The sequence below is a fragment of the Bradyrhizobium elkanii WSM2783 genome, from assembly GCF_000472865.1.
In the GTDB taxonomy this organism is placed as follows: domain Bacteria; phylum Pseudomonadota; class Alphaproteobacteria; order Rhizobiales; family Xanthobacteraceae; genus Bradyrhizobium; species Bradyrhizobium elkanii_A.
Genome location: NZ_AXAP01000018.1, coordinates 20,753 through 42,139 on the forward strand (window position 1 = coordinate 20,753; position 21,387 = coordinate 42,139).

Here is a 21,387-nt window from a genome sequence, read left to right on the forward strand (position 1 = left end):
GTCGCAGGCGCGTCGCCCTTCGCGTCTTCGGAGATGATGAACGGAGGCCGGTGACGTCGCGTCTCTAAAAATCCGCCGCCACTTTCAGGCGGGCTTTCTCCAGCCGCCTCTTGAGGGCGGCGAGCTTGTTGGTCAGATCATCCAGCTCGCGCGGGCTGAATTCCGCGAAAATGAACTCATTCAGGCTTTCCTGCTGCGAGGTCAGGCCCGCGAGCTGCTTGTAGGTCTTGTCGGTCAGCGACATCTTCACGATGCGGGCGTCTTCCTTCGCCGGCTTGCGACGGACAAAGCCTTTCTTCTCCAGAAGCTTCGATTGGGTCGTGACGAACGACGGATCGACATGCAGCATTTTTGACACAGCGTTGACCGGCACGCCGTCGCCCTGATCGAGATCGGCAAGCGCCACGATCATCATCCATTGCGGTCCGCTGATTCCGAGCTGCTTGGCCCAGAAGTAGCGAATCTCCTCGAGATGAACGCTGATCGCCGCGATCTCCCAGGCGAATCGCCGAATGACATTCTCGCTCTTGGTGGCGGACTCATCCATGGGCACTGTACTCACCCCCTTCAGACTCCATAGCGGATGCGCGGCGGAAACGACACCGGTAATCAGTTATATATGTGTCAATTCGCACGGGAAATTTGGCAACAGGTGGTCCTTCGGTAGCGGCGCGCTCAGTTGCCGAAAAGACACATCGCGTTGGCAATCAATATATGAGTGAGTAAACTAATTTGATTATCTAAATAGCACATGCATAACTTTCATTCCGACGGAGGGGGGCACCCGACCGTCTCGTCTCAGGTGGTTCTCATCAGGCCACCGGCTTGAGAGATGCGTTGATCCTCAACGTTTTTTTCGAGGGCAGTCTAATCCGCTTTGCACGGGGGTTCGTGCACAGCACTTACTTGGAGGTTAACAATGAAGGTGGCTAAGAGCCTTATTCTTGGCTCAGCGGCGGTTCTGCTCGCGATGGGCGGGGCTCAGGCGGCCGATCTTCCCGTCAAGGCCAAAGCGGTCGAGTACGTGAAGGTCTGTTCGCTCTATGGTGCCGGTTTCTGGTACATCCCGGGCACCGATACCTGCATGAAGATCGGTGGTTATCTGCGTGTCGACACCACGTTCAACGGCGGCATCTACGGTTCGCAGGCTTGGAGCGGTGATGCGGGTCAGCACAACCGTTATCAAGACTACTTCTCCGCCCGCTCCCGTATGGCGCTGACGATCGATACCCGCACCGCGACGGAATATGGCGTCGTCCGCACCTTCGCTCAGGGCGACTTCCAGTTCGATACGCTCGGCAACAACACCTACAGCCCGAACTCGATCAATGGTTCGCTTCCGGTCGCAGGTGCCAACCTGCTGCACACGCCGGGCGGCGGCTACGTCGCGGTCGAGTACGTGTTCATCCAGTTCGCGGGCTTTACCTTCGGTAAGTCGTCGTCCGCGTTTGCGACGCCTTGGAATGGTTATCCGGGCAACAACTCATCCAACCTGCTCGGCGGTCATGACACCGTCACGGGTGTGAACAACATCCAGTACACCGCGCAGTTCGGCAACGGCATCTCGGGCACCATCGGCCTCGATGACCCGACCGTGTTCAACCGCACGACGGTTGCCAACCTGTCGCTGCCTCTCACCGCGACCGGTGGCGTCGCCAACGCCTATGCCGGCGTCCATGCTCCGGACATCGTCGGTAACATCCGCATCGATCAGGCTTGGGGTCTGTTCCAGATTTCGGCTGCGGCACATGAAGTCAGCGGCTCCTATAACGTGTTGAACGCCGCTGCGGCTCCCGCAGGTGGCGTCGGTCTGCCGGGTGCGGCTCCGACCGCTGCTTCGGAACTGTCCGGTCACCCCGACACCAAGTGGGGTGGTGCAGTGATGGCTGCGTTGCAGATCAAGAACATCCCGACCGGTCCCGGCGACGACATCAAGTTGGATGCGACCTATGCCGTCGGTGACACCAAGCAGGTGATCTCGACGTCGGCGGCCTCGCCGAGCTTTGCGATATTCGGCAGCACGAGCAGGCTCGGCGCCTATCAGAGCGTCGGCTTCGGTGCGACCACCGATGGCGTGTACCTTCCGGTTGCGGCCGGTGGCGACGGTTCGATCCACCTGACCAAGGCCTGGGGTATCCGTGGTGCGTTCAACCACAACTGGGATCCCTACTGGTCGACCAGCTTGTTCGGCAGCTACTCCAGCGTGAGCTACGACAACACGGCGAAGGCGTTCATCTGCGCCAACTACACCGGTACCAAGGCTGTCACTGCGGATTACAGCTGCAACCCGAACTTCAACGTGTCTCAGCTCGGCGTGGTCACCCGTTGGACCCCGGTCAAGAACCTGACGTTCTCGGCCGAAGTCATCTGGCTCCACCTCGACCAGAAGTTCACCGGTGGTGCCGTTCTCGCTGTGCCGGCGCCGAAGCCGGCCACGCTCTACGAGTACAAGGACCAGGATACGGTCAGCTTGCAGGTCCGCGCTCAGCGCAACTTCTGATCCGCTCGATCTGATGCATCTCTAGAGAATCCCCGGCAGGCAACTGCCGGGGATTTTTCGTTGGGCGAATGGTGAGTGGCGAATAGCGAAAGCGAGCGGGCGTCGCGCACTCCATCGCAACTCGCTATTCGCCATTCGCTGCATCCGTGACCTGCGCAGCTTCGGCATAGCGCATTGCCAAAAAATATGATTTACTCAGGTAATTTTCTAAGGTACTAAGGACTCAAGTCGGCGCAGCATGGTCGGCCCGTTAGGTCTCGCTGAGACACAACCTCTTAATGCTAAACCTCCGAAACCTCCGGCAATGCCCTGCCGGAGGTTTTTCATTTCGGCGACTGCGGCAGGGCTCCGCGGTCCGCGCTCCACGTGATTCGGGTATCGCCGATGGTCGATGGATGCGCCGGGCGATCGTGGCGAGATCGCCCAATCAATCCTGTCATCGCATCATCGCGACGCCAGCCTCGCTGCCACAGCCCTCGGGCGGCTTTTCGCCTTTGGCGGCGCAGAAGCGGGAAAAGGAGCGGCCGCCCAGATACAGCGTGCCCGCATAGCCATTCCCGACCACCAGCCCGTCGAAGACGAAGGGGTAGCCCTCCTGCCGCAGAACCATGTGCGCCCCATCGCGCCTCCAATGTCCGGAAAGCGTGGCCTGGATCGGCCTGCCGCTTGCGGCATCGCGCCCGTCCTCGCGGTAGCTGCCGTCCGGACTCATGCGCCACGAGTAGACGCAGCGCGGGAAAGCGTCGGGAATGATCGCCGTCCAGACGATGTCATCCGCTTCTGCGGCGGCATCGCGCGAGAGCCCGGGGTCGATCTGCAGGCACCAGAGCAGCGCACACCAGGCTGCGAGTAGGAAAAACCGGCCGACCATCATTTGCCCCGTGTCGATTCCCGTGTTGGCTGGAGCGCGACGCTCTCTCCGTCGTCGCTGTTTTGTCGCGGGCTCGCACTGACGGGAAGGCTTCTGACTCAAATGTCAAACAGCTTTCCGCTGTCATCGTTCGGCTTGACCAGCGATCCAGCATTCGAGGCGTCGACGCGCAAGTCGAGAATCACATCGCGCCCCGCTCGCAAGCTGAATTCTCCTGCCGGCGCTCTGTGGAAGACAATAGAATCAAAGTCTTATGTTGCTATCGTCCGTCCGAATAGTGGACGTAATTCATGATTACGGAGAATATATGGACAAGCATCCTGATCCGGTTTAGCAGAGCCACATGGCCCTTTCCGCGACCCGCGAACCGACCTTCATTCCGTCTCCCTCCGCGGAGGTGGTGCTGGCTGAAAGCGCGGGCGACGCCGCTTTCGCCACGACGCTGGCAAAGGGGCTGGTGGTGCTCGAAGCCTTCGATGCGCAGGCGAGCTTGCTTGGCAACATGGAGCTTTCGGCCCGCACGGGGATTCCGCGGCCGACGGTTGCGAGACTGACGCATACGCTCGCCGAGCTCGGCTATCTCCGTTACGACCAGGATTTCGCGAAATACTGTCTCGGCGCGCGGGCGCTGCGCATGGCTCATCCGCTGCTCGCGAGCATGCCGTTTCGCCAGATGGCGCGGCCATTGATCCAGGAATTGGCGGAAAGCGTGCGCGGCACCGTCTCGATCGGGCTGCTCGACGGAACGGCGATGGTCTATGTCGAGTCCGCCAGATCAGGCGATGTCGGACCGCACGTCCCCGACATCGGCATGCCCATTCCCGTTGTCAGCACGGCGATGGGACGCGCTGCGGCCGCGACACTGCCTGCAGCCGACTCCGCGCTGCTGGAGCGGCATATCAAAACCGATAACGCGGACGCATGGTCCACGCATCGCGACAAGTATCGCGCTGGAATTCAGCAGTGCGCGGATCACGGCTTCTGCACCTGCTACGGCGAATACATGCCGTCGATTCATGCGGTCGCCGCGCCGCTGTTTCATGCGCGGCGATTGAAGCAGTCGTTTGCCATCAATTGTGGAATCCCTGCGTTCCGGCTGCAGCCCGGACAGCTCGAATCCGAGATCGGCCCGCGCATCAGGGCTCTTGCCGTCAGCATCCGCTCGCTCGTCAACGAGGCCGAGCCGACCATCGAGCAGCCCAAGAAGAAGGTCACGAAATGATCCGCAAAATGGCCGTTGTAGCCGAAGCGAGCGGCGGATCATGAGATGGCCGGACCGCTCGAGGGACTGAAGGTTCTCGACATCGCCACCATCATCGCCGCGCCGCTGGCCGCTACCCTGCTGGCCGACTATGGCGCCGAGGTCCTCAAGATCGAGATGCCGGGGCAGGGCGATGGGCTCAGGTCGTTCCCGCCGGCGTGGTGCGCCGAACACATGCTCGATGAGGTGCTCGCAAAATTCACGGCCGCGCAGGGCACCATCGCGCCGATCTATTCGATCGATCAGATCGCGGCGGACCCGCAAGCCAAGGCGCGCGAGATGATTGCCCGCGTTCCCGATCGCGACTTCGGCTCGGTAGCGATGGCGAACGTCGTTCCGCGCTTTGCCGCCGATCCCGCGCAATTGCGTCATTCCGCCGGCGACGTCGGGCAGGACAATCGCGAGGTCTATCGGGACTGGCTCGGCCTTTCGGAGCAGCAGATCGAACGGCTCACTCAGAAGAAGGTGATCTGACGGCCGGCCATGCACCGGCGCGGTTCCGCGGAGACAACAAGAAAAGCGATGCGGACGTGCAACAACGAAAGGGAGGCATCATGAACGTCACACGCCGAACTCTGCTGAGCAGCGTCGCGGCCAGCTTCGCTGCAGGCTGCGGTTCCCGGGCGTTCGCACAGGGCGCCTGGCCTTCGCGTCTTGTGCGGTTTGTATCGCCGTACGGGGCAGGCGGCGCCAACGACATCTCGCTGCGCATCCTGACGGAGCAGCTCGAGCGTCAGCTCGGACAGCAATGCATCGTCGAGAACAGGCCGGGCGCCGGCACGCGCCTTGCCAACGAAGCGGTCGCGCGCGCCACGCCTGATGGCTACTCCTTTCTTTACGCCGCGGCGCCCTATGCGACGGCCGAGGCGCTGTTCGGAAAACTGGGCTATGACCGCAAGGACCTGCAGCCGGTGGCGATGGCGGTCATCGCGCCGCTGTTCCTGATTATCGGTGCGGAGGCGCCGTTCAACAACCTGCAGGAGCTGATCGCCTACGGCAAGCAGCAGCCCAACGGGCTTACCTTCGCTTCTCCGGGCGCCGGCTCCCAACCCCATCTGGCGGCCGAGTTGTTGTTCAGGGATGCAGGCGTCAAGGGCCTCAACGTTCCCTTCCGCGGCGATGCGATGTCTTACACGGAATTGCTGGCCGGCCGCGTCGATGCCACGTTGACCGCGATCAGCACGGCCTTGCCCTATATCCAGAGCGGCAAGTTCCGCGTGCTGGGTGTGGCGTCAGTCGATCGCAGCCCGATCTATCCGGACGCTCCCACCTTGCGTGAGCAAGGTCTGCCCAACGTGATCGCGGCCGGCTGGTACGGCTTCATGGCGCCGGCGGCCACGCCGCGCTCCATCGTCGATCGTCTGCAGGACAAGATCGTCCGCATCCTTGCCGATCCCGACGTGAAACAAAAGCTGTTCGCCCAGGGGCTGGAAGTCCGCGGCAGCACGGCCGCGGAGTTCGGCGCGTTCATCGAGGCGGAAACGAGCAAATGGGGCCAGTTGATCCGCGACGCCGGCCTCAAAGGAGAATGAGGATCACAACGCTTTTGCCGGCCACGGCTGTTGCGGTGCAATGAAGTCTTCGAGTGATTTGAGCAAAGCTTGATCGACACGTACTGGGTCGCTTCAGGGCCATCATGGCCCACTTGGAATCCAATGTACCAGCGCGCTTGCACCGCGCTGGTTGAGCACTCACGAACACCTGGCTCTCGCGCGGGCGCGGCCACGCCGTGTCTCTGTGCGCATCGTTGGAATGAAAAGCGTGAAGTGCATCATTCATTGGAATCCTTTTCCAGACATCGGTCCTCTCGTCGCCATATTTTGGGATGATTTGTTTTTGCAACGAGCGTAACGTCGTTCGCTAAGAAAAAAGAATGATCTTGGGAGGAATGCGCCGATGAGTCGGACGAAGCATTTCGTTTGGGCGTCCATCACCTGTCGCTCGCTGCCGACAGGGCATGCGCAGGATCACGCTTCCGCCAGGACCTAGCCGATGATCGCCATAGCGACATCGCTGTCCCGTAGATCGGGAATTATTGCGATTGGGCTGGTTGCCGTGGGAACTTGGCTGACACCCGGGGCCGCCGCGGCGGATATTGCGCTGCAGGTGACCAACGCCCGCGTGCCCGTATCCGACGAGATCGGCATCAATCTCCCGCTACTGATGACGATCAGGAACGATGCGGCCGAGCCCGACGCGATATTGCGGGTCCGCTGTCCGTTCGCGAACTTCTCCGAAAAGCACACCGTCGATCGTGGCGAGGGCGCGCCGGCCATGCGCGAGATCAAGTCGATTCCGATTCCGGAAAACAACACCACCGAGCTCAAGCGCGACGGATATCACGTGATGCTGCTGCAGACGCGGCAGAAGCTTGTCGACGGCGAGAAGTTCACATGCGCCGTCGTCTTCCAGAAAGCCGGAACCAAGGAAACGGAGGTGGAGGTTTCACGAACGCCGTGATCGCGACAGCGGGCAAGGTGAGCCCGGTGAATGAGGCTTCTCGACTGAGCGGTTCGGATGTGCCGGACGCTCGATCCAACATGAACTTGCCAAAGGAGGGCATTTGCTCATGGAGCGATTTTCAGGTCACGCAAGAAGAATCACCAGGCGAGCGGGTCTGCTCGCTGCAGCAGTCGCCGCCGGAGGCATGATGGCGGCATTGCCAGCTTTCGCCGCTGATGAGGTCAACCAGGAACGGCTGCTCAACGTCGACAAGGAACCGGGCAACTGGCTTCATCATCACCAGAACTACTCCGCGCACCGGTTCTCCTCCCTCAAGGAGATCAACCGCGATACCGTCAAGAACCTGAAGGTCGCCTGGACCATGCATCTCGGCGGCATCGAGCCCGGCGGCATCTGGAGCCATGGCGGCCTCGAAGGCACGCCGATCGCCGAAAACGGCTTCCTCTACGTCACCGATGGATGGGGCTCGGTCTACAAGATCGACGCGCATGGCGGCCGCGGCCAGTTGGTCTGGAAGATGGATCCCAAGACCGACCGCGACTGGGCCGGTGCCGTCGCCTGCTGCGGCGTCGACAACCGCGGCGTCGCCTTGTGGGGCAATCTCGTCATTTCCCACACGCTGGACGGCCGGCTGATCGCGACCAACAAGGAGACCGGTCAGGTCGCCTGGCAACGCACCGTCGCCGATCCTGATAAGGGCGAGGTCATCACCGGCGCGCCCCTGATCGTCAAGAACATGGCGATAACAGGTGTGGCCGGCGCGGAATACGGCATCCGCGGCTGGATCGCCGCGACCGATCTCAACACCCAAAAGGAACTCTGGCGCACGCACACGATTCCGGGCAAGGGCGAGCCGGGCAGCGATACCTGGAAGGACAGCAACAACGCGGCCGCCGCCGGCGGCGGTTCGACCTGGGTGACCGGCAGCTACGATCCGTCGACCGACACCATCATCTGGGGCGTCGGCAATCCGGGACCGGACTGGGACAACGAGTATCGGCCGGGCGACAATCTCTACACCGACAGCTCGCTGGCCCTCGATGCCAACACCGGCAAAATCAAGTGGCACTATCAGCACACGCCGAACGACCCTTACGACTATGACAGCGTGGCGGAGAATGTGCTGGTCGATATCCCCGGACCCAGCGGACCGCGTAAGCTCGCGCTCGAGGCCGACCGCAACGGCTTCGCCTATGCGATCGATCGCACCACCGGCAAGTTCATTTGGGGCCTTCCGTTCGTCAAGAAGGTCACATGGACCAAGGGGCTCGATGCCGAGACCGGCAAGCCGATCGAGTACGATCCGAACAAGCCGGTGCAGACTTACATTGCCTCGGTGACGCCGAGCCGCACCAACATGGAAACCGACATCTGCCCCGGCAACATGGGCGGCAAGAACTGGCCGCCGACCGCCTACAATCCGGACCTGAAGCTCTGGTACATCCCTGTCATCGAGAGCTGCAACCGGATCAAGGTCGAGGTCGCTACGCCCGACAAGCTGAAGCCGCGTGAGTTCTGGACCGGCGGTGGTCCGAGCCAGCCGTTCAAGATCACGGGCAGCGTCACCGCGATCGACGTCACCACCGGCAAGATCGCCGGCAAGATGGAAACGCCGTTCCCCAATCTGGGCGGCATTCTTGCAACCCCTGATCTCGTCTTCAGCGGCCAGCCGTCCGGCGAAGTGATGGCACTTGATGCCAAGTCGCTGCAGAAGCTCTGGGAGTTCAACACCGGAGGCGGCGTCAACGCACCGCCGATGACCTTCACGGTCGATGGCAAGCAGTATCTCGCCATCCTCGTCGGTCTCGGCGGCGCCTGGGACAAGTGGTTCATCGATTCGACGCCCGAGCTGAAGAAGATCCAGCCGGGATCGATGCTCTACGTGTTCGCGCTCTGACTTTCCAACCATGGAGGGCCCGCAATGTCGGGCCCTCCCGTTTCGTCAACAAGAGACGTCATGATGATCTTCAACGCATCCCCGGCGGCGGCACGCGTGCTGCTTATGAGTGTCGTCGCCCTGACTCTTTCGATGCCAGCCGCAGCTTTCGGTCAGTCGGCGCAGGCGACGGCTTCGGATCCGACCAATGCCGGCAAGGCGGTGTTCAGCAAGGCCAATTGCATGGGTTGCCACAAATGGCACGGCAATGGCGGCGGCGGTTACGGTGGCGATGCGCTGTCGCTGCGCAAGACCGTGCTGACACGTGAGCAAATCATTGAAACCGTCAGTTGCGGGCGGCCCTCTACAGGCATGCCGTTCTTCGTGCGCGGCGCCTATGATGAGGTGAAGTGTTACGGCATGAACCGCGAGGAGGCAGGCGGCCACATGCCGCCTGAGGCCGGAACGTTCCTGCGGCAGAAGGATATCGAGGCGGTCGCCGACTATGTGCTTGCGCATATCAAGGGCGCCGGCGAGCCGACCTATGCGGAATGCGTCACCTTCTTCTCGAGCACGTCGCGGGTCTGCGACATCTACAAGAAGCAGGATGATGCGACGGCCAGCACGGGGAAGAGCCAGTGACGATCAGGTTGAAACTTTGTGCAATCCTCAGCGTCCTGCTCGCCTGGCAGGCGGTCGCGTTCGCCAATTCTTCGGCCCGGACGGAAGAATTCGGCGGCAATGACCTGCGCGACATCCGCCTCGGCATGGCCGTGAACGAACTCGCGGAATCAGGCTATGTAGACCTCTACTGTGCGACGGATCCAAGACATACGCTGACCGGCTGGAAAGACTGGCGTGACTGTCCTGCCGGCGCCAGCGGGGTGCGGGCTGTCCGGTTTGGATATGATCCCATGACCAGCCGGGACGGCACGATGGTGGCGGGCCATCCGGCGCTTCTCACCCTGTTGATCGACGATAGCGGGCATCTTTCCGGATTGCTGATCGAGACCGACCCGAAGGCGCGTCTCTATATCCGGAAGAAGGCATTCCTGCTCGGGCTGCAGGCCAAGTCGCGCTATGGCGCCGAGGGCTGGGCCTGCACCGAAGGCCAGCCGGATTCCGGAGACCAGCCGGTGGGCGGCGTCTATCTCAAGGAGCGCTGCACCAAGACCATCAGTGGCCGCTCGCTCGTCGTCGAACGCAACCTGTTCCGCCGGCCCGATCAGGACACCAAGAGCTTCGTCGACGAAACACGGATCAGCATCCTGCGCGCGAAGGATTAGCGCCTACGAGGCAAGGTCGGGTTGCAGGCCCGAGCCCCGAAGTTGACCAAGACCGGTCTCGCCGATATCCAGATATCGTGCGCTGGATTCGATTCCTGGCGGCTGGTGGATGACGGATCAGACCGTTCTCGTCAACGGCGGTCTCATCACGAAGTGGGGCGTCGTGCAATTCCGATGGATGGCTACAATGACCTGCATCAGAGCCATGAGATCTTCGTCCACATCCGTATCATCGTCGGAATGATCCTGGGCATCAGCCTTGCCCGGCTCGTCAGCGGTGTAACGCGGTTCATTCAGCACCCCGGCAAGGAGAGGATCAACCTCCTCCATATTGGATGGGCTATCTTCCTGTTCCTCGCCATCATCCACTTCTGGTGGTTCGAATTCGCGCTGTCCAGGATCGAGCGGTGGACGTTCGAGAGCTATTTTCTCATCATCTGCTACGCGGTGGTGTTCGTGATGCTGTCCGCGATGATCTTTCCGGATAACATCGGTGAACATGAGGGGCTGAAGGAGTATTTCTGGGATCGCAGGAGAGTATTCTACGTTCTCGTTTTGATTCTATTTTCGATCGATGTTTTCGACACGCTCCTGAAAGGCGCGAACTACTACAAGCAATTCTACGGCTGGTATTATCCGGTGAGGCAGAGCCTGCTGATCGGCGGGACAATAGGGGCGCTGCTTTCGGCTTCCGAACGGTACCACGTCTCGTTCGTCGCCTCTGCGCTGGCAATCCAGATTATCTGGGTCGTGAGTTTGTTCGACGTGATGGGTCCGAACTGAGCCGGTCGACGCGGCGGCATGGCGCACCGCGGCTGTTCGGATGGCTCTACGTCGCACGCAATAGGTATCAACTCCTCTGTGAGTCAGGATCATCTTCGGCGAGAAGGGATCAGCCTCCAGTTCGCGTCGCAAGCGCTTCACCTGAACATCAATGCGTCGATCAAAGACGTCATCGCTTGCGTGCACTGGTGCGGAGATCTACATCCGCGTTGCGGGGCCGCGCATGACGATCTTCAGAATGTCATCCGGCAGCGGCCGCTTCAGCGCTTGGCTTCGTCCTATCGTGTGCACGGCCCGATATCGCGCTTCGCGTTTATACCCGAAAAGGTAGGTTAAAAAGGCACATCCCTGGAACTACCATTCGGCGCCGAACCCTAGCGCATTTTTCCGGAGCCCCCTGAAGGTCCCGTCGCCCCGGCCAGGGCCGTTCTGTGAACCTCGCACGAAAGGTAGGGCAATCGTGCTGTCCAACAAGGTGCTGACACATATCTACCGCGGCCGCGATCAAGCGCGAAAGGGCCAAGGTTGCCGCGTGCTGGTCCGCGGCAACAAGAACCGGTGCCTCGTTGAGTTCATGGACGGATTCCGGTTGATGACGAACCGCAACACGCTTCGAACGATCAAGCCGGCGAAGTCAGGGCGGCTCCGCTGAGCGCAAGGGCGCAGCACCGCCGAAGCGGCCACCCCTGCCGAACTGCTTCACCTTTCCGCACGCGAATGCCGTAGTTTTCCGGGGAAGAACGGGAGCCGCCGCGGTGTTAGCACTGTCAAAGAAACCGGCGCCCGGTACATTTTCAGCGTCTCAAGCATTTCCCGATCCGGTCCGCGAAGCTCATCCAATCAATTGCTCGTTTCGATCCGTATTCAAGAGATTATCTCGAGGGATCATGGGACGCCGTTGGTCTGACCTGGACGTCGACGATCTCAAGCGAATGGCGCGTCGCGATTACCCCGCACAGAGCATCGCGCGGATGCTGCATCGATCTCCGAGTGGCGTCATCGCAAAGGCGCACGAGCTGAAGATCTCCCTTCAGTCGCATCACCGGCTGCTTCCTCGCGGATTCAAGCGGCCCCGGCCACGCGGGTTTCCGCTCACCTGAGCCGCAGCGCCATCCCTGACGTTGCGAAGGAACTCGGTTCCGTGGCGAAGCGCGGTCGCGAAAACAAGTGGGAACGGCTCCAGTCGCAACCGCCTGGATATATTGTCGCATCACACGGCGCGCATTAAATGTGATTAGATGTCGCGCAACTTCTGATTTAATATTTTGGAGTTGGGCGGATTTAATTAGATGGGTTCGTTTCATTCTGTGAGAAAGAGATTTGGATGCTTGACTCAGAAGAGAACCAGGGTCGAATCCCAATCCGCTTCTGATCGGCGCGATTTCTGAAAACTCGCGGCGATTTTGCTTCCGGCCACTGCGGAAGCCGCAACGGCAAGAGCGACGTAGGAGGGGAATCGAGAGGTCGCCCGTGGCCGCCGAATACGCGACCTGAATCTGCGGGCGGGCGCAGCGCATAATCCCCTCATTTAATTGTCATTTATTCCGCATTTTGCGGAATGCGATTTCGTCGCTCGAATTTGGTCGACATCATTATCCAGGTGCCAAGGAGGAAAATATGGCGAATCCCATCAAGAGCCAGGCCGCCCAGCAATTGTTGGGAGCTGAAGGGTTTTTTCCAGATTCCCGGGCCTTCGATTGGCTTTCCCTCATCGATCCCGTCAACAATTTGATCATCGGCACCCGCCACGACGATGTCCTTGCCGCACAGGCTGACGGCGACATTGTGTTGGGCCTTGCCGGTGATGATCATTTGAGCAGCGCATTCAACCGGACCGCGTTGATCGGCGGTCGCGGCGATGACACTTTGACAACCAATGTTGTCGTGCCGCAGGGCGATTTGCACGGACTTGCCATTCAGTTCGGCGGAACCGGCAACGACCACCTCGATGGGACCGTCACTCTTCAGGGTGAGAGCACGCCTCAGAGCACCGAGAAGACCGCAGATGTGCTCCTCGATGGTGGCAGCGGAAACGACGTTATCAACGCCACGGCAAATGTGGCGCCTCGGGTCTTCGAAACTGTAACCGTCAGCACCCACGTGTTCGGCGGAAGCGGCGATGATACTATTCATGCCCTTGCGGATGGCCGCAACGCCTTCGGAGATAGTATCGTCACGAACACCGTCGACGGTGGCTCCGGCGATGACCACATCACGGCTCGTGCCGAAACAGAATTCTCTGGGCTCAACAGCAGCGCCAGCAACGTGCTCTTCGGTGGTGACGGCAACGACGTGCTGGACGCCTCCGCTATCGGACAATCCAATTCCACCGACCTGGTGACAAATGAGCTTCACGGCGGTCGGGGCGACGACATATTGCGCGCTTTCAATCTGACGGACTCAAATAGCAGCACGCCGGTCGGCATCAACCAGCTTTGGGGCGATGACGGCAACGACACCCTCGAGGCGACTCATTCTACCGATGGGGAGAACGCCGTTACGGATCTCACGAATTATCTGGACGGCGGGAGAGGCAATGACACCTTGATTGCGAACTCCACCGCGCTTGGTGAAGCCGTTCGCGCACTCAATCAACTCGAGGGCGGTAGCGGAAACGACAGCCTCACGGCACATCTCGACGCGGTAGCCGGCGGTAGGTTTGGTTCTCCCGGGGGGGAGCTCTATAATGTCGCGAATGTCCTGAATGGCGGGGCCGGAGACGACCAACTCACTGCGTTTCTTTCGGCAACTCCCATTCCCGGGGTTATGGACAACTCTGTTGCCGAGAACCGCCTGGATGGCGGCGCTGGAAATGATGTCCTGACGGCAACTGTTGCGCCAGGTTCGCTCGGATCGAGCTTCCTCAACGGTGGTGCAGGCAACGATCAGCTTACGGTCATTGGCGGGTCAGGAAACGTCCTCGATGGCGGCGATGGCAACGACAGGCTCACGAGCGGCACCGGAAACGACAATATGCTTGGTGAGCGCGGCGCGGATACGTTCGTCTTTGCCGCCCAGAACGGGCATGACACAGCCGATTTCCAAACCGGGCGGGACAAGATCGATCTCACGGCCTTGGCGGCGAACAACATCCACGATTTTGGCGACTTGAATATCCAGGTGACCGGTGGAAACACCGTCATTCACTTTGATGCCAATAATGACCTCACCGTCGCGGGCGTTCAGAACCTCAGCGCAAGTGATTTTTGGTTCGCCTAGCTGGCTGGCGCGGTCCATTTTCGGAAAACGGCCTGCGGGCCATCGCGATGTCTGCTCGTACCTTGATGAGCAGACATCGCCGGCTCAATCGCAGCCGTGCGCTCGAGTAGGGCGGGAGAATTGCTGGGCGTTCTCATTACCGATGACTGCCAAGGGCGCCGACGGCCAACGACTGCGGACGCCGGATGCCCGTCCACGTCGAAGAAGCGGCGTGATCGTTGCAAACGCGACCTTGGAAACGCGACCCTTGCAAATTTGTAATCGCGTGAACACCAAGGCGCCATCGGGACGACCAAAAGCCGCCGACGTTTGAGGACTATATGAGGTCCTCCGCCCCACCGGAATTCGCACCGATGTTGTTTCAAGCTGTAATTGTTTGCCTGACGGTCCTCAGCGTTGGCCTTCTCATCGCCCACATGGTCGACGCCCTCAGGACATGAGGTAGCGTCGCTTCGTGCGGCTCAGCCCGCAACCGATATCACGATCGCGCTCCCCAGGGCGCAAAATACGATCAGTCGCAAAAATACGATCAGTCTTGGGCTGGACCGTTTTCGAGCGAAGCATGCCCTCGGGCTTGATCCGAGGGGACACCGGTTTGCATAGCAACCGGCGCTCTAGGGACTTTTTCCGTCGAGAAGGGCGGGTTTCTTCTACTTGAAGACCCGCGGCGAGCGCCGTTACACCAGCTTGCGCTGCTTCTGGCGTGCCCCAAGCCGCTCAAGCGGTGTCGTTGGTCCGGAGCGGCGCCGCCGCTGCTCCGGACCAACGTGCTGTGATGACGCGTGCGCTTGCCGCGTGGGCAAGACCTCATAGGGAGGCTTGATATGTCGCGTTCAACGCTAGCACTTATTGCTATGATGACGCTTCTCTCGATGGGCTTCGTTCTTTGTCCTCAAGACCCTGCCAATGCTGCCACGTTCTGTGCGCAGTTAAGGGGAGCGAAAGCCGCAGGACAGCCTGACTGCTCATTTTCGACGCTGGATAAGTGTCGCGCGCGCGTCAGGCACAGGGGCGGCGGACACTGCTACAAACTGACCCACTGACCAGACAACACAAATGCGCCACGCATCCTGGATTGCGAGGACCGCGGCTGGTGCGAGCGGAGCGCCTTCGATAGGGATGCGGTCGGCTTCAACCGACGGCGGGTTTATCCCGTGCGCCCCGATCCGATAGCGCGGATCAAGACGCGCCGACCTTAGGGAAAATGTTCGACGAGCAAGGGAGCCCCCAAATGTACGCCAATATTCTCTTGAGCACGGATGGATCGGATGTCGCGAGAAAAGGCGTTGAGCACGGGATTGCTTTAGCAAAGGCCTTGAATGCCAAAGTGACAGTCATCGCGGTGACGGAGCCTCTGCCGATCGGGAGCGGGCACGGGGGATGGATTCCCGCGCAGGAAATGTTCGATAGCTTTGACGCAGCCTGCAAGGAGCGCGCGGGCAAAGCGCTCGATGAAGCGCGAGCCGTGGCGGAGCAGGTCGGGATATCTGCAGAACTCTTGCATGTTCCGAATGCGCACCCAGCCACTGCGATTATCGACACAGCAAAGTCCAGAGGCTGCGACTTGATCGTCATGGCCTCTCATGGGCGTCGCGGCCTCAGGAAGCTATGGTTGGGGAGTCAAACATCGGAGGTCCTGGCGGACGGAAGCGTGCCGGTGTTGGTTGTGCGGTAACAGACATAAATGATGGTGCAGGGTGTGGTGAAGCCGGCTCCTTGGCTGGGCTTCGCCGGCAAACCCGATGTCCGCCATGCGGTAACACCGGCAATGCTCTGATCGAGCGGAAGATTTCTGCTATCTTCCGGGCCAAATAATCGCGGAGATGATTCGCTAAGTCATTGATTTGGTTGATTTATCTGGTGCTGCCGGACAGGATTGAACTGTCGACCTCTCCCTTACCAAGGGAGTGCTCTACCACTGAGCTACGGCAGCATGCCCGGGAATAAAGAATCGGCCTGGTTGGCGCCTCCGGGCGCGGCGGTTCTTGCCACAAGGCCCCCTCCGGCGCAAGCGCGGGGACGGGAGGCGGCTCGCAAAAACGCTTCGTCGGTCGAAATTCGGCCAATCCGGCGCGCTTCGGTTCCCCTGGGGCGCTCGGGAGTGCGGCTTTGGCCGGTTCATCCTGCCACCGCACGGAAGACCGGGGGAGCCCACCTCCCCGATCGACCGGTGCATCTCCCTCGGCGCCTGGTCTATTGTCATGCAAGTTTGAAAGACGGATGCAACATGCAGGACGAGAAGGACAGGCAGGAGCGGCAGAGCGCGAGCGCGAACGAATCAAGACAGCATCGCCTCAAGCTCGCGCTGCGTGAAAACCTCAAGCGGCGGAAATCACAGGCGCGCGGGCGCAGCGGTCCTGCATCTTCCGAACCGGCTGAAGGCCGACTAGATGACGCGAACGATGGTGAGCCGGATCGCTAGCCGATCCAACCTGCTTGGCATAATGGCCGCTGTGTTTCGGTTGAGGGGAGTGAGTAGCTGAGATGGCTCCAGAGACGATAGAGACGATAGCTAGTCCGATCAGCGCGAGGTCCCTCGCGTTTCCGCGGCACGAACAGACCTTTCCGACCCTGACCGAGCATGAGATCGAGCGCATGCGCCGGTTTGGCGAGGTCAGGCACTATAGCGACGGCGAAGCGCTGTTCGAGACCGGCAAGCCGGGACCGGGGATGTTCGTGGTGCTTTCGGGCACGGTCGCGATCACCCAGCGCGATGGCCTCGGCCATGTCACGCCGGTGATTGATCAGGGGCCGGGACAATTCCTGGCCGAGATTGCCCAGCTCTCCGGCCGGCCCGCGCTGGTCGACGGCCATGCCGAAGGCGATGTCGAGACGCTCTTGATTCCGCCGGAAAGATTGCGGGCGCTGTTGGTGGCCGAGGCCGATCTCGGCGAGCGCATCATGCGCGCGCTGATCCTGCGTCGCGTCAACCTGATCCAGGGCGGCGTCGGCGGCCCCGTGCTGATCGGCCCGCCGTCGCTCGGAAAGATCGCGCAGTTGCAGAATTTCCTGGCGCGCAACGGCCAGCCCTATCACGTGGTCGATCCTGCCACCGACAAGGATGCGGCCGACCTGATCGCGCGTTATTCGGCCACGCGCGCCGAACTGCCGCTGGTGGTCTGCCCCAACGGCAACGTGTTGCGTAACCCATCCGAGACTGCGCTTGCGATGGCGATGGGCATGATCGGCGACCACGCCCATGACAAGCTCTATGACGTTGCCGTCGTCGGCAGCGGGCCGGCCGGGCTCGCCACCGCCGTCTATGCAGCGTCCGAAGGCCTGTCGGTCGCGGTGCTCGATTCGCGCGCCTTTGGCGGCCAGGCCGGCGCCAGCGCCCGTATCGAGAATTATCTGGGCTTTCCGACCGGCATTTCCGGCCAGGCGCTTGCCGGCCGCGCCTTCAACCAGGCGCAGAAATTCGGCGCCGATATCCTGATCCCGGTTTCCGTCAGGTCGCTCGACTGCTCCAAGCGGGACGGCCTGTTCTCGATCGCGACCGAATGCGGGCACACCTTGCGCGCAAGATCGATCGTGGTGGCGAGCGGGGCGCGCTATCGCCGGCCGAGCATCGAGAACCTCGAGGCCTTCGAGGGCCGCGGCGTCTGGTACTGGGCCTCGCCGATCGAGGCCAAGCTGTGTGCGGGGCAGGACGTGGTGCTGGTCGGCGGCGGCAATTCGGCTGGCCAGGCCGCAGTGTTCCTGTCGGGCCATGTGCGCAAGGTCTACATGATGATCCGCGGCGGCGGCCTCGGGGCCAGCATGTCACGCTATCTGATCGAACGCATCGAGGCGACGCCGAACATCGAACTGATGTTCAACACCGAGATCACAGCGCTGGAAGGCGGCGAGGACGCTACGCTCCAACGCGCGCGCTGGAAGAGCCGCCTGGCACCGGAGCAGCACACGCTCGACGTCAACAACGTGTTCCTGTTCGTCGGCGCCGATCCCGCGACCGGGTGGCTCGAGGGCTGCGGCGTCAAGGTCGACCGCGGAGGCTTTGTGCTCACCGGCCAGAACGGGCCGGGACAAGTGCTGGAAACCACGGTGCCCGGCGTGTTCGCCGTTGGCGATGTCCGCTCCGGATCGGTCAAGCGCGTCGGCGGCGCGATCGGCGAGGGCGCGCAGGTCGTCGCGGCGCTGCACGGCTTCCTCGCCGACAACGCCAATTCTACGGCTTAGGAAAGAGCAGATGTCGAAAGGCTGCACCCATATCGCCGGCATCCAGACCGTCACGCCGAGTGCGCTCGGCTGCGAGGAGTGCTTAAAGAGCGGCAGTCAATGGCTGCATTTGCGGATCTGCCGTACCTGCGGCCATGTCGGCTGCTGTGACGATTCCCCCAACAAGCATGCGACCGCGCATTTCCACGCGACCGGCCATCCAATCATCGAAGGCTATGATCCGCCGGAAGGCTGGGGCTGGTGCTATGTCGATCGCGTGCTGTTCGATCTCTCGCAGCGCAAGACGCCGCATAACGGCCCGATCCCGCGCTACTATTGATCCATAGCGCCGTGGGAAACGCGTAACCCGGGACGACTGCATCCGCGTTTACGAGCGGCCCCCGGGTTACGCTTCGCTTCACTCGGGCTACGGCACTAATACAAATAGCTGGTGATTGCTGTCGGTGTGCTGTCATTTATGACAGGCATGCAAACAGTTTCGGCAAATCCCATACTTTAGTTTATTCGCATCATAATCATCTTATCTTCATCATATAAGTCGGCTTCCGATCCGCGAAGCATGTAGCAATCTCATTTGTTGCATCGTAGTGTTCAGCGCGGTTCTCAATGGGGAGTGCTTCACATGGTCCTGGGTATGAGCTTGGCCACGTTTACGCTTGTTCACGTGGCGATCAGCCTGGTTGCAATCGTCGCTGGTCTTGTCGTGATGTTCGCCCTGCTCGGCTCGAGGCAGACGCCGGGGCTCACCGCGGTATTCCTGCTGTTCACGATCCTCACCAGCGTCACCGGCTTTATGTTTCCGTTCAAGGAGCTGCTGCCGTCGCATATCTTCGGGATCATTTCGCTGGTCCTGCTCGCGATCGCCTGCATCGCGCTCTATGTCATGAAGCTTTCGGGCGCCTGGCGTCCGATCTACATCGTGACGGCGATGATATCGCTCTATCTCAACGTCTTCGTGCTGGTGGTTCAGTCCTTCCTCAAGATACCCCCGCTGCACGCGTTGGCGCCGAGCGTGCCGCCGGCGCCCCCGTCCGGCCCGGTCTTCGCCGTCGTGCAGGGCATCGTGCTGGTGCTGTTCGTAGTGGCGATCATCGGCATCTGGCGGCGCTTCAGGCCGATGACCTCGTTCGCGTGACTGACATCGCGGTTTGATAATCGCAGGGCGATTTTGAAATCCGGAGCATGCCTCGACCGGTATGTTCCATCGGCTTCACTCGTACGAAAGGCTGCGCGATGCCCACGATCACCACCAAAGACGGCGTCATGATTTTCTACAAGGACTGGGGCAGTGGTCAGCCCATCGTGTTCAGTCACGGTTGGCCGTTGTCATCTGATGACTGGGACACCCAGATGCTGTTCTTCCTCAATCATGGCTTTCGCGTGATCGCGCATGACCGCCGCGGCCACGGCCGATCGAGCCAGGTGAGCGATGGCCACGACATGGATCACTATGCCGACGACCTCGCGGCGGTGACCGCGCATCTCGATTTGAAGAACGCCGTTCACGTCGGTCATTCCACCGGCGGTGGCGAGGTGGTCCACTATATCGCGCGGCACGGTGAGAGCCGGGTGGCGAAGGCGGCGATCATCAGCGCGGTGCCGCCGTTGATGCTGCAGACCCCGGCCAATCCGGGCGGCCTGCCCAAGGATGTCTTTGACGGGCTGCAGGCGCAACTCGCCGCCAATCGCTCGCAATTCTATCGCGAGCTCGCTGCGGGCCCGTTCTACGGCTACAACCGGCCAGGCGCCAAACCTTCGGAAGCCATCATCCAGAACTGGTGGCGCCAGGGCATGATGGGCGGCGCCAAGGCGCATTACGATGGGATCGTCGCCTTCTCGCAAACCGACTTCACCGAAGACCTGAAGAAGATCAACGTGCCCGTTCTCGTCATGCATGGCGATGACGACCAGATCGTGCCCTATGCCGACGCCGGGCCACTGTCCGCCAAGCTGTTGAAGAACGGCACGCTGAAGACCTACAAGGGCTTTCCGCACGGCATGCCCACCACGGAAGCTGCCACCATCAACGCCGACCTGCTCGCGTTCATCAAGGGCTGAACGTCGCTTGTTTCACCTCTCCCCGCTCTTCGCGGGGAGAGGTCGAAATTCAAGCGCAGCTTGAATTTCGGGTGAGGGGCTCTCTCCAAGAACTCATCTCGCTCTGAATTCGCGGGGAGAGCCCCTCATCCCGACCTTCTCCCCGCAAGGGCGGGGAGAAGGAGAGAAGATTCATTCGAACATCGCGCGGATTGCCGCGAACATCCGCCTGGCGAGAAGCTCCGGCGTCTCGCGGGCGCCCTCGGCGGCCCAGAACTCGCCGCCGACGCGCATTGCGCCGGTTGCGATCATCGCGACCAGCCGCGCCTGCATCTTGTCTGTCTTGTTGCCTGTGCGCCTCAGAAGCGCATCGGCCAGCGTGCGCTCGAGCTTTTCATACTTGAGCTGATCGCGCGCCTGCAGCGCCGGGTTGTCCTGCTTCAACCGCGCCAACGCCACCACTTCGGCGGGATCGAGCTGGCCGGCCATTGCGATGATGGCGTTCTCCGCCGCCGCGAGCATGGATTCGCCGGCAGGCCGCGCCGCGACCGCCGCGATCAGGGCCGCGCCGGCTTCCTCCTGCCAGGCGAACACGACGTCTTCCTTGGAGGCGAAATAGTGGAAGAAAGTGCGGCGGGAGATATCAGCGGCGGCGACGATGTCGTCGAGTGTGGTCGCCTCGAAGCCGCGCTCCAGGAACAGCGCCATCGCCGCCCGCGTCAGCTTCTCGCGCGTCTCCTGCCGCTTGCGCGCGCGCAGGCCCGGCGCCGCGCCAGGCGCGGTTTTCTCCTTTGATGACCTGCCCCTAGCCGGTCCGCGCAGGTTCGCCGCTCGCTTCAAAACCTTCACCACTTGCAAATTTGCACCTAGTGCACATTTAGGGAGCGCAGTTGGGAACCACACCCCGATTCG

Annotated in this window: 19 protein-coding genes, 1 tRNA gene and 2 pseudogenes; 17 read left to right on the plus strand and 5 right to left on the minus strand. The window is 61.2% G+C overall.

What is annotated here, in order from left to right:
* Positions 1 to 64: 64 nt before the first annotated feature.
* A complete protein-coding gene (locus YY7_RS0117655) occupies positions 65 to 547 on the minus strand; it encodes a MarR family winged helix-turn-helix transcriptional regulator (RefSeq protein WP_028164407.1) in 483 nt (160 codons plus the stop codon).
* Between the two features lie 372 nt (positions 548 to 919).
* Between YY7_RS0117655 and YY7_RS0117660 the strand changes: the two genes are divergently transcribed.
* Positions 920 to 2,500: a porin gene (locus YY7_RS0117660; protein WP_028164408.1), complete on the plus strand. Its 1,581-nt coding sequence runs from the start codon at positions 920 to 922 to the stop codon at positions 2,498 to 2,500.
* Between the two features lie 436 nt (positions 2,501 to 2,936).
* Here the strand turns inward: YY7_RS0117660 and YY7_RS0117665 are convergent, their stop codons facing one another.
* Positions 2,937 to 3,374 (minus strand): hypothetical protein, encoded by a 438-nt coding sequence (locus tag YY7_RS0117665; protein ID WP_028164409.1) that lies wholly within the window; start codon positions 3,372 to 3,374, stop codon positions 2,937 to 2,939.
* A gap of 340 nt (positions 3,375 to 3,714) precedes the next feature.
* Between YY7_RS0117665 and YY7_RS51950 the strand changes: the two genes are divergently transcribed.
* The 9 genes and pseudogenes from YY7_RS51950 (at position 3,715) to YY7_RS63180 (ending at position 11,040) form a co-directional block, all read left to right on the plus strand.
* A complete protein-coding gene (locus tag YY7_RS51950) occupies positions 3,715 to 4,593 on the plus strand; it encodes an IclR family transcriptional regulator (protein WP_035690403.1) in 879 nt (292 codons plus the stop codon).
* Positions 4,594 to 4,638: 45 nt separating this feature from the next.
* A complete protein-coding gene (locus YY7_RS0117680; protein WP_028164410.1) occupies positions 4,639 to 5,106 on the plus strand; it encodes a CoA transferase in 468 nt (155 codons plus the stop codon).
* Between the two features lie 80 nt (positions 5,107 to 5,186).
* A complete protein-coding gene (locus YY7_RS0117685) occupies positions 5,187 to 6,164 on the plus strand; it encodes a Bug family tripartite tricarboxylate transporter substrate binding protein (protein ID WP_028164411.1) in 978 nt (325 codons plus the stop codon).
* Positions 6,165 to 6,624: 460 nt separating this feature from the next.
* Complete coding sequence (locus YY7_RS0117690) at positions 6,625 to 7,092, plus strand: copper chaperone PCu(A)C (protein WP_028164412.1); 468 nt, start codon at positions 6,625 to 6,627, stop codon at positions 7,090 to 7,092.
* Between the two features lie 187 nt (positions 7,093 to 7,279).
* Complete coding sequence (locus tag YY7_RS0117695; RefSeq protein WP_433994507.1) at positions 7,280 to 8,992, plus strand: PQQ-dependent dehydrogenase, methanol/ethanol family; 1,713 nt, start codon at positions 7,280 to 7,282, stop codon at positions 8,990 to 8,992.
* Positions 8,993 to 9,124: 132 nt separating this feature from the next.
* Positions 9,125 to 9,613 (plus strand): c-type cytochrome, encoded by a 489-nt coding sequence (locus tag YY7_RS51955; RefSeq protein ID WP_051396781.1) that lies wholly within the window; start codon positions 9,125 to 9,127, stop codon positions 9,611 to 9,613.
* The gene (locus tag YY7_RS0117705; RefSeq protein ID WP_349642662.1) at positions 9,610 to 10,257 is read left to right on the plus strand and encodes a hypothetical protein; all 648 of its coding nucleotides are present in this window, start codon (positions 9,610 to 9,612) and stop codon (positions 10,255 to 10,257) included. Before YY7_RS51955 ends, YY7_RS0117705 begins: the two co-directional genes overlap by 4 nt.
* A gap of 45 nt (positions 10,258 to 10,302) precedes the next feature.
* A pseudogene (locus YY7_RS65045) lies at positions 10,303 to 10,411 on the plus strand (SDR family oxidoreductase); the annotation flags it as partial.
* Between the two features lie 20 nt (positions 10,412 to 10,431).
* The gene (locus tag YY7_RS63180) at positions 10,432 to 11,040 is read left to right on the plus strand and encodes a hypothetical protein (protein WP_028164415.1); all 609 of its coding nucleotides are present in this window, start codon (positions 10,432 to 10,434) and stop codon (positions 11,038 to 11,040) included.
* A gap of 81 nt (positions 11,041 to 11,121) precedes the next feature.
* On the opposite strand, the pseudogene YY7_RS63185 reads toward YY7_RS63180, so the two are convergent.
* Positions 11,122 to 11,226: pseudogene (locus YY7_RS63185) on the minus strand (winged helix-turn-helix domain-containing protein); the annotation flags it as partial.
* Positions 11,227 to 12,657: 1,431 nt separating this feature from the next.
* On the opposite strand from YY7_RS63185, the gene YY7_RS64410 reads away from it, so the two are divergent.
* A complete protein-coding gene (locus tag YY7_RS64410; RefSeq protein WP_155255221.1) occupies positions 12,658 to 14,259 on the plus strand; it encodes a calcium-binding protein in 1,602 nt (533 codons plus the stop codon).
* 1,231 nt (positions 14,260 to 15,490) lie between these two features.
* A complete protein-coding gene (locus YY7_RS0117730; protein ID WP_028164419.1) occupies positions 15,491 to 15,934 on the plus strand; it encodes a universal stress protein in 444 nt (147 codons plus the stop codon).
* 183 nt (positions 15,935 to 16,117) lie between these two features.
* Here the strand turns inward: YY7_RS0117730 and YY7_RS0117735 are convergent.
* Positions 16,118 to 16,192: transfer RNA gene (locus YY7_RS0117735), tRNA-Thr, on the minus strand.
* A 294-nt stretch (positions 16,193 to 16,486) separates the two neighbouring features.
* On the opposite strand from YY7_RS0117735, the gene YY7_RS51960 reads away from it, so the two are divergent.
* The 5 genes from YY7_RS51960 (at position 16,487) to YY7_RS0117760 (ending at position 20,496) form a co-directional block, all read left to right on the plus strand.
* Entirely contained in the window at positions 16,487 to 16,681 is a 195-nt protein-coding gene (locus YY7_RS51960; protein WP_051396770.1) for a hypothetical protein, read from the plus strand.
* 62 nt (positions 16,682 to 16,743) lie between these two features.
* Complete coding sequence (locus tag YY7_RS0117745) at positions 16,744 to 18,438, plus strand: FAD-dependent oxidoreductase (protein WP_035690405.1); 1,695 nt, start codon at positions 16,744 to 16,746, stop codon at positions 18,436 to 18,438.
* A 10-nt stretch (positions 18,439 to 18,448) separates the two neighbouring features.
* The gene (locus tag YY7_RS0117750) at positions 18,449 to 18,757 is read left to right on the plus strand and encodes a UBP-type zinc finger domain-containing protein (protein ID WP_028164421.1); all 309 of its coding nucleotides are present in this window, start codon (positions 18,449 to 18,451) and stop codon (positions 18,755 to 18,757) included.
* Positions 18,758 to 19,060: 303 nt separating this feature from the next.
* Entirely contained in the window at positions 19,061 to 19,573 is a 513-nt protein-coding gene (locus YY7_RS0117755; RefSeq protein ID WP_028164422.1) for a hypothetical protein, read from the plus strand.
* A gap of 98 nt (positions 19,574 to 19,671) precedes the next feature.
* Positions 19,672 to 20,496, plus strand: coding sequence for an alpha/beta fold hydrolase (locus tag YY7_RS0117760; protein ID WP_028164423.1), 825 nt, complete (start codon positions 19,672 to 19,674; stop codon positions 20,494 to 20,496).
* 171 nt (positions 20,497 to 20,667) lie between these two features.
* Here YY7_RS0117760 and YY7_RS0117765 read toward each other — a convergent pair whose 3' ends face one another.
* Positions 20,668 to 21,297 carry a TetR family transcriptional regulator gene (locus YY7_RS0117765; RefSeq protein WP_051396782.1) on the minus strand — a complete coding sequence of 210 codons (630 nt, stop codon included), beginning with the start codon at positions 21,295 to 21,297 and terminating at the stop codon, positions 20,668 to 20,670.
* Between the last annotated feature and the right edge of the window lie 90 nt (positions 21,298 to 21,387).

What these genes read in the sequence shown, in the direction of transcription:
- YY7_RS0117685 (WP_028164411.1), top strand. Translation starts at nt 5,187, where the DNA reads ATGAACGTCACACGCCGAACTCTGCTGAGCAGCGTCGCGGCCAGCTTC.
- YY7_RS0117755 (WP_028164422.1), top strand. Translation starts at nt 19,061, where the DNA reads ATGGTCCTGGGTATGAGCTTGGCCACGTTTACGCTTGTTCACGTGGCG.
- YY7_RS0117690 (WP_028164412.1), top strand. Translation starts at nt 6,625, where the DNA reads ATGATCGCCATAGCGACATCGCTGTCCCGTAGATCGGGAATTATTGCG.
- YY7_RS63180 (WP_028164415.1), top strand. Translation starts at nt 10,432, where the DNA reads ATGGATGGCTACAATGACCTGCATCAGAGCCATGAGATCTTCGTCCAC.
- YY7_RS0117730 (WP_028164419.1), top strand. Translation starts at nt 15,491, where the DNA reads ATGTACGCCAATATTCTCTTGAGCACGGATGGATCGGATGTCGCGAGA.
- YY7_RS0117750 (WP_028164421.1), top strand. Translation starts at nt 18,449, where the DNA reads ATGTCGAAAGGCTGCACCCATATCGCCGGCATCCAGACCGTCACGCCG.
- YY7_RS51950 (WP_035690403.1), top strand. Translation starts at nt 3,715, where the DNA reads ATGGCCCTTTCCGCGACCCGCGAACCGACCTTCATTCCGTCTCCCTCC.
- YY7_RS0117660 (WP_028164408.1), top strand. Translation starts at nt 920, where the DNA reads ATGAAGGTGGCTAAGAGCCTTATTCTTGGCTCAGCGGCGGTTCTGCTC.
- YY7_RS0117665 (WP_028164409.1), bottom strand. Translation starts at nt 3,374, where the DNA reads ATGATGGTCGGCCGGTTTTTCCTACTCGCAGCCTGGTGTGCGCTGCTC.
- YY7_RS0117680 (WP_028164410.1), top strand. Translation starts at nt 4,639, where the DNA reads ATGGCCGGACCGCTCGAGGGACTGAAGGTTCTCGACATCGCCACCATC.
- YY7_RS0117655 (WP_028164407.1), bottom strand. Translation starts at nt 547, where the DNA reads ATGGATGAGTCCGCCACCAAGAGCGAGAATGTCATTCGGCGATTCGCC.
- YY7_RS51955 (WP_051396781.1), top strand. Translation starts at nt 9,125, where the DNA reads ATGCCAGCCGCAGCTTTCGGTCAGTCGGCGCAGGCGACGGCTTCGGAT.
- YY7_RS0117745 (WP_035690405.1), top strand. Translation starts at nt 16,744, where the DNA reads ATGGCTCCAGAGACGATAGAGACGATAGCTAGTCCGATCAGCGCGAGG.
- YY7_RS51960 (WP_051396770.1), top strand. Translation starts at nt 16,487, where the DNA reads ATGCAGGACGAGAAGGACAGGCAGGAGCGGCAGAGCGCGAGCGCGAAC.
- YY7_RS0117760 (WP_028164423.1), top strand. Translation starts at nt 19,672, where the DNA reads ATGCCCACGATCACCACCAAAGACGGCGTCATGATTTTCTACAAGGAC.
- YY7_RS0117695 (WP_433994507.1), top strand. Translation starts at nt 7,280, where the DNA reads ATGATGGCGGCATTGCCAGCTTTCGCCGCTGATGAGGTCAACCAGGAA.
- YY7_RS64410 (WP_155255221.1), top strand. Translation starts at nt 12,658, where the DNA reads ATGGCGAATCCCATCAAGAGCCAGGCCGCCCAGCAATTGTTGGGAGCT.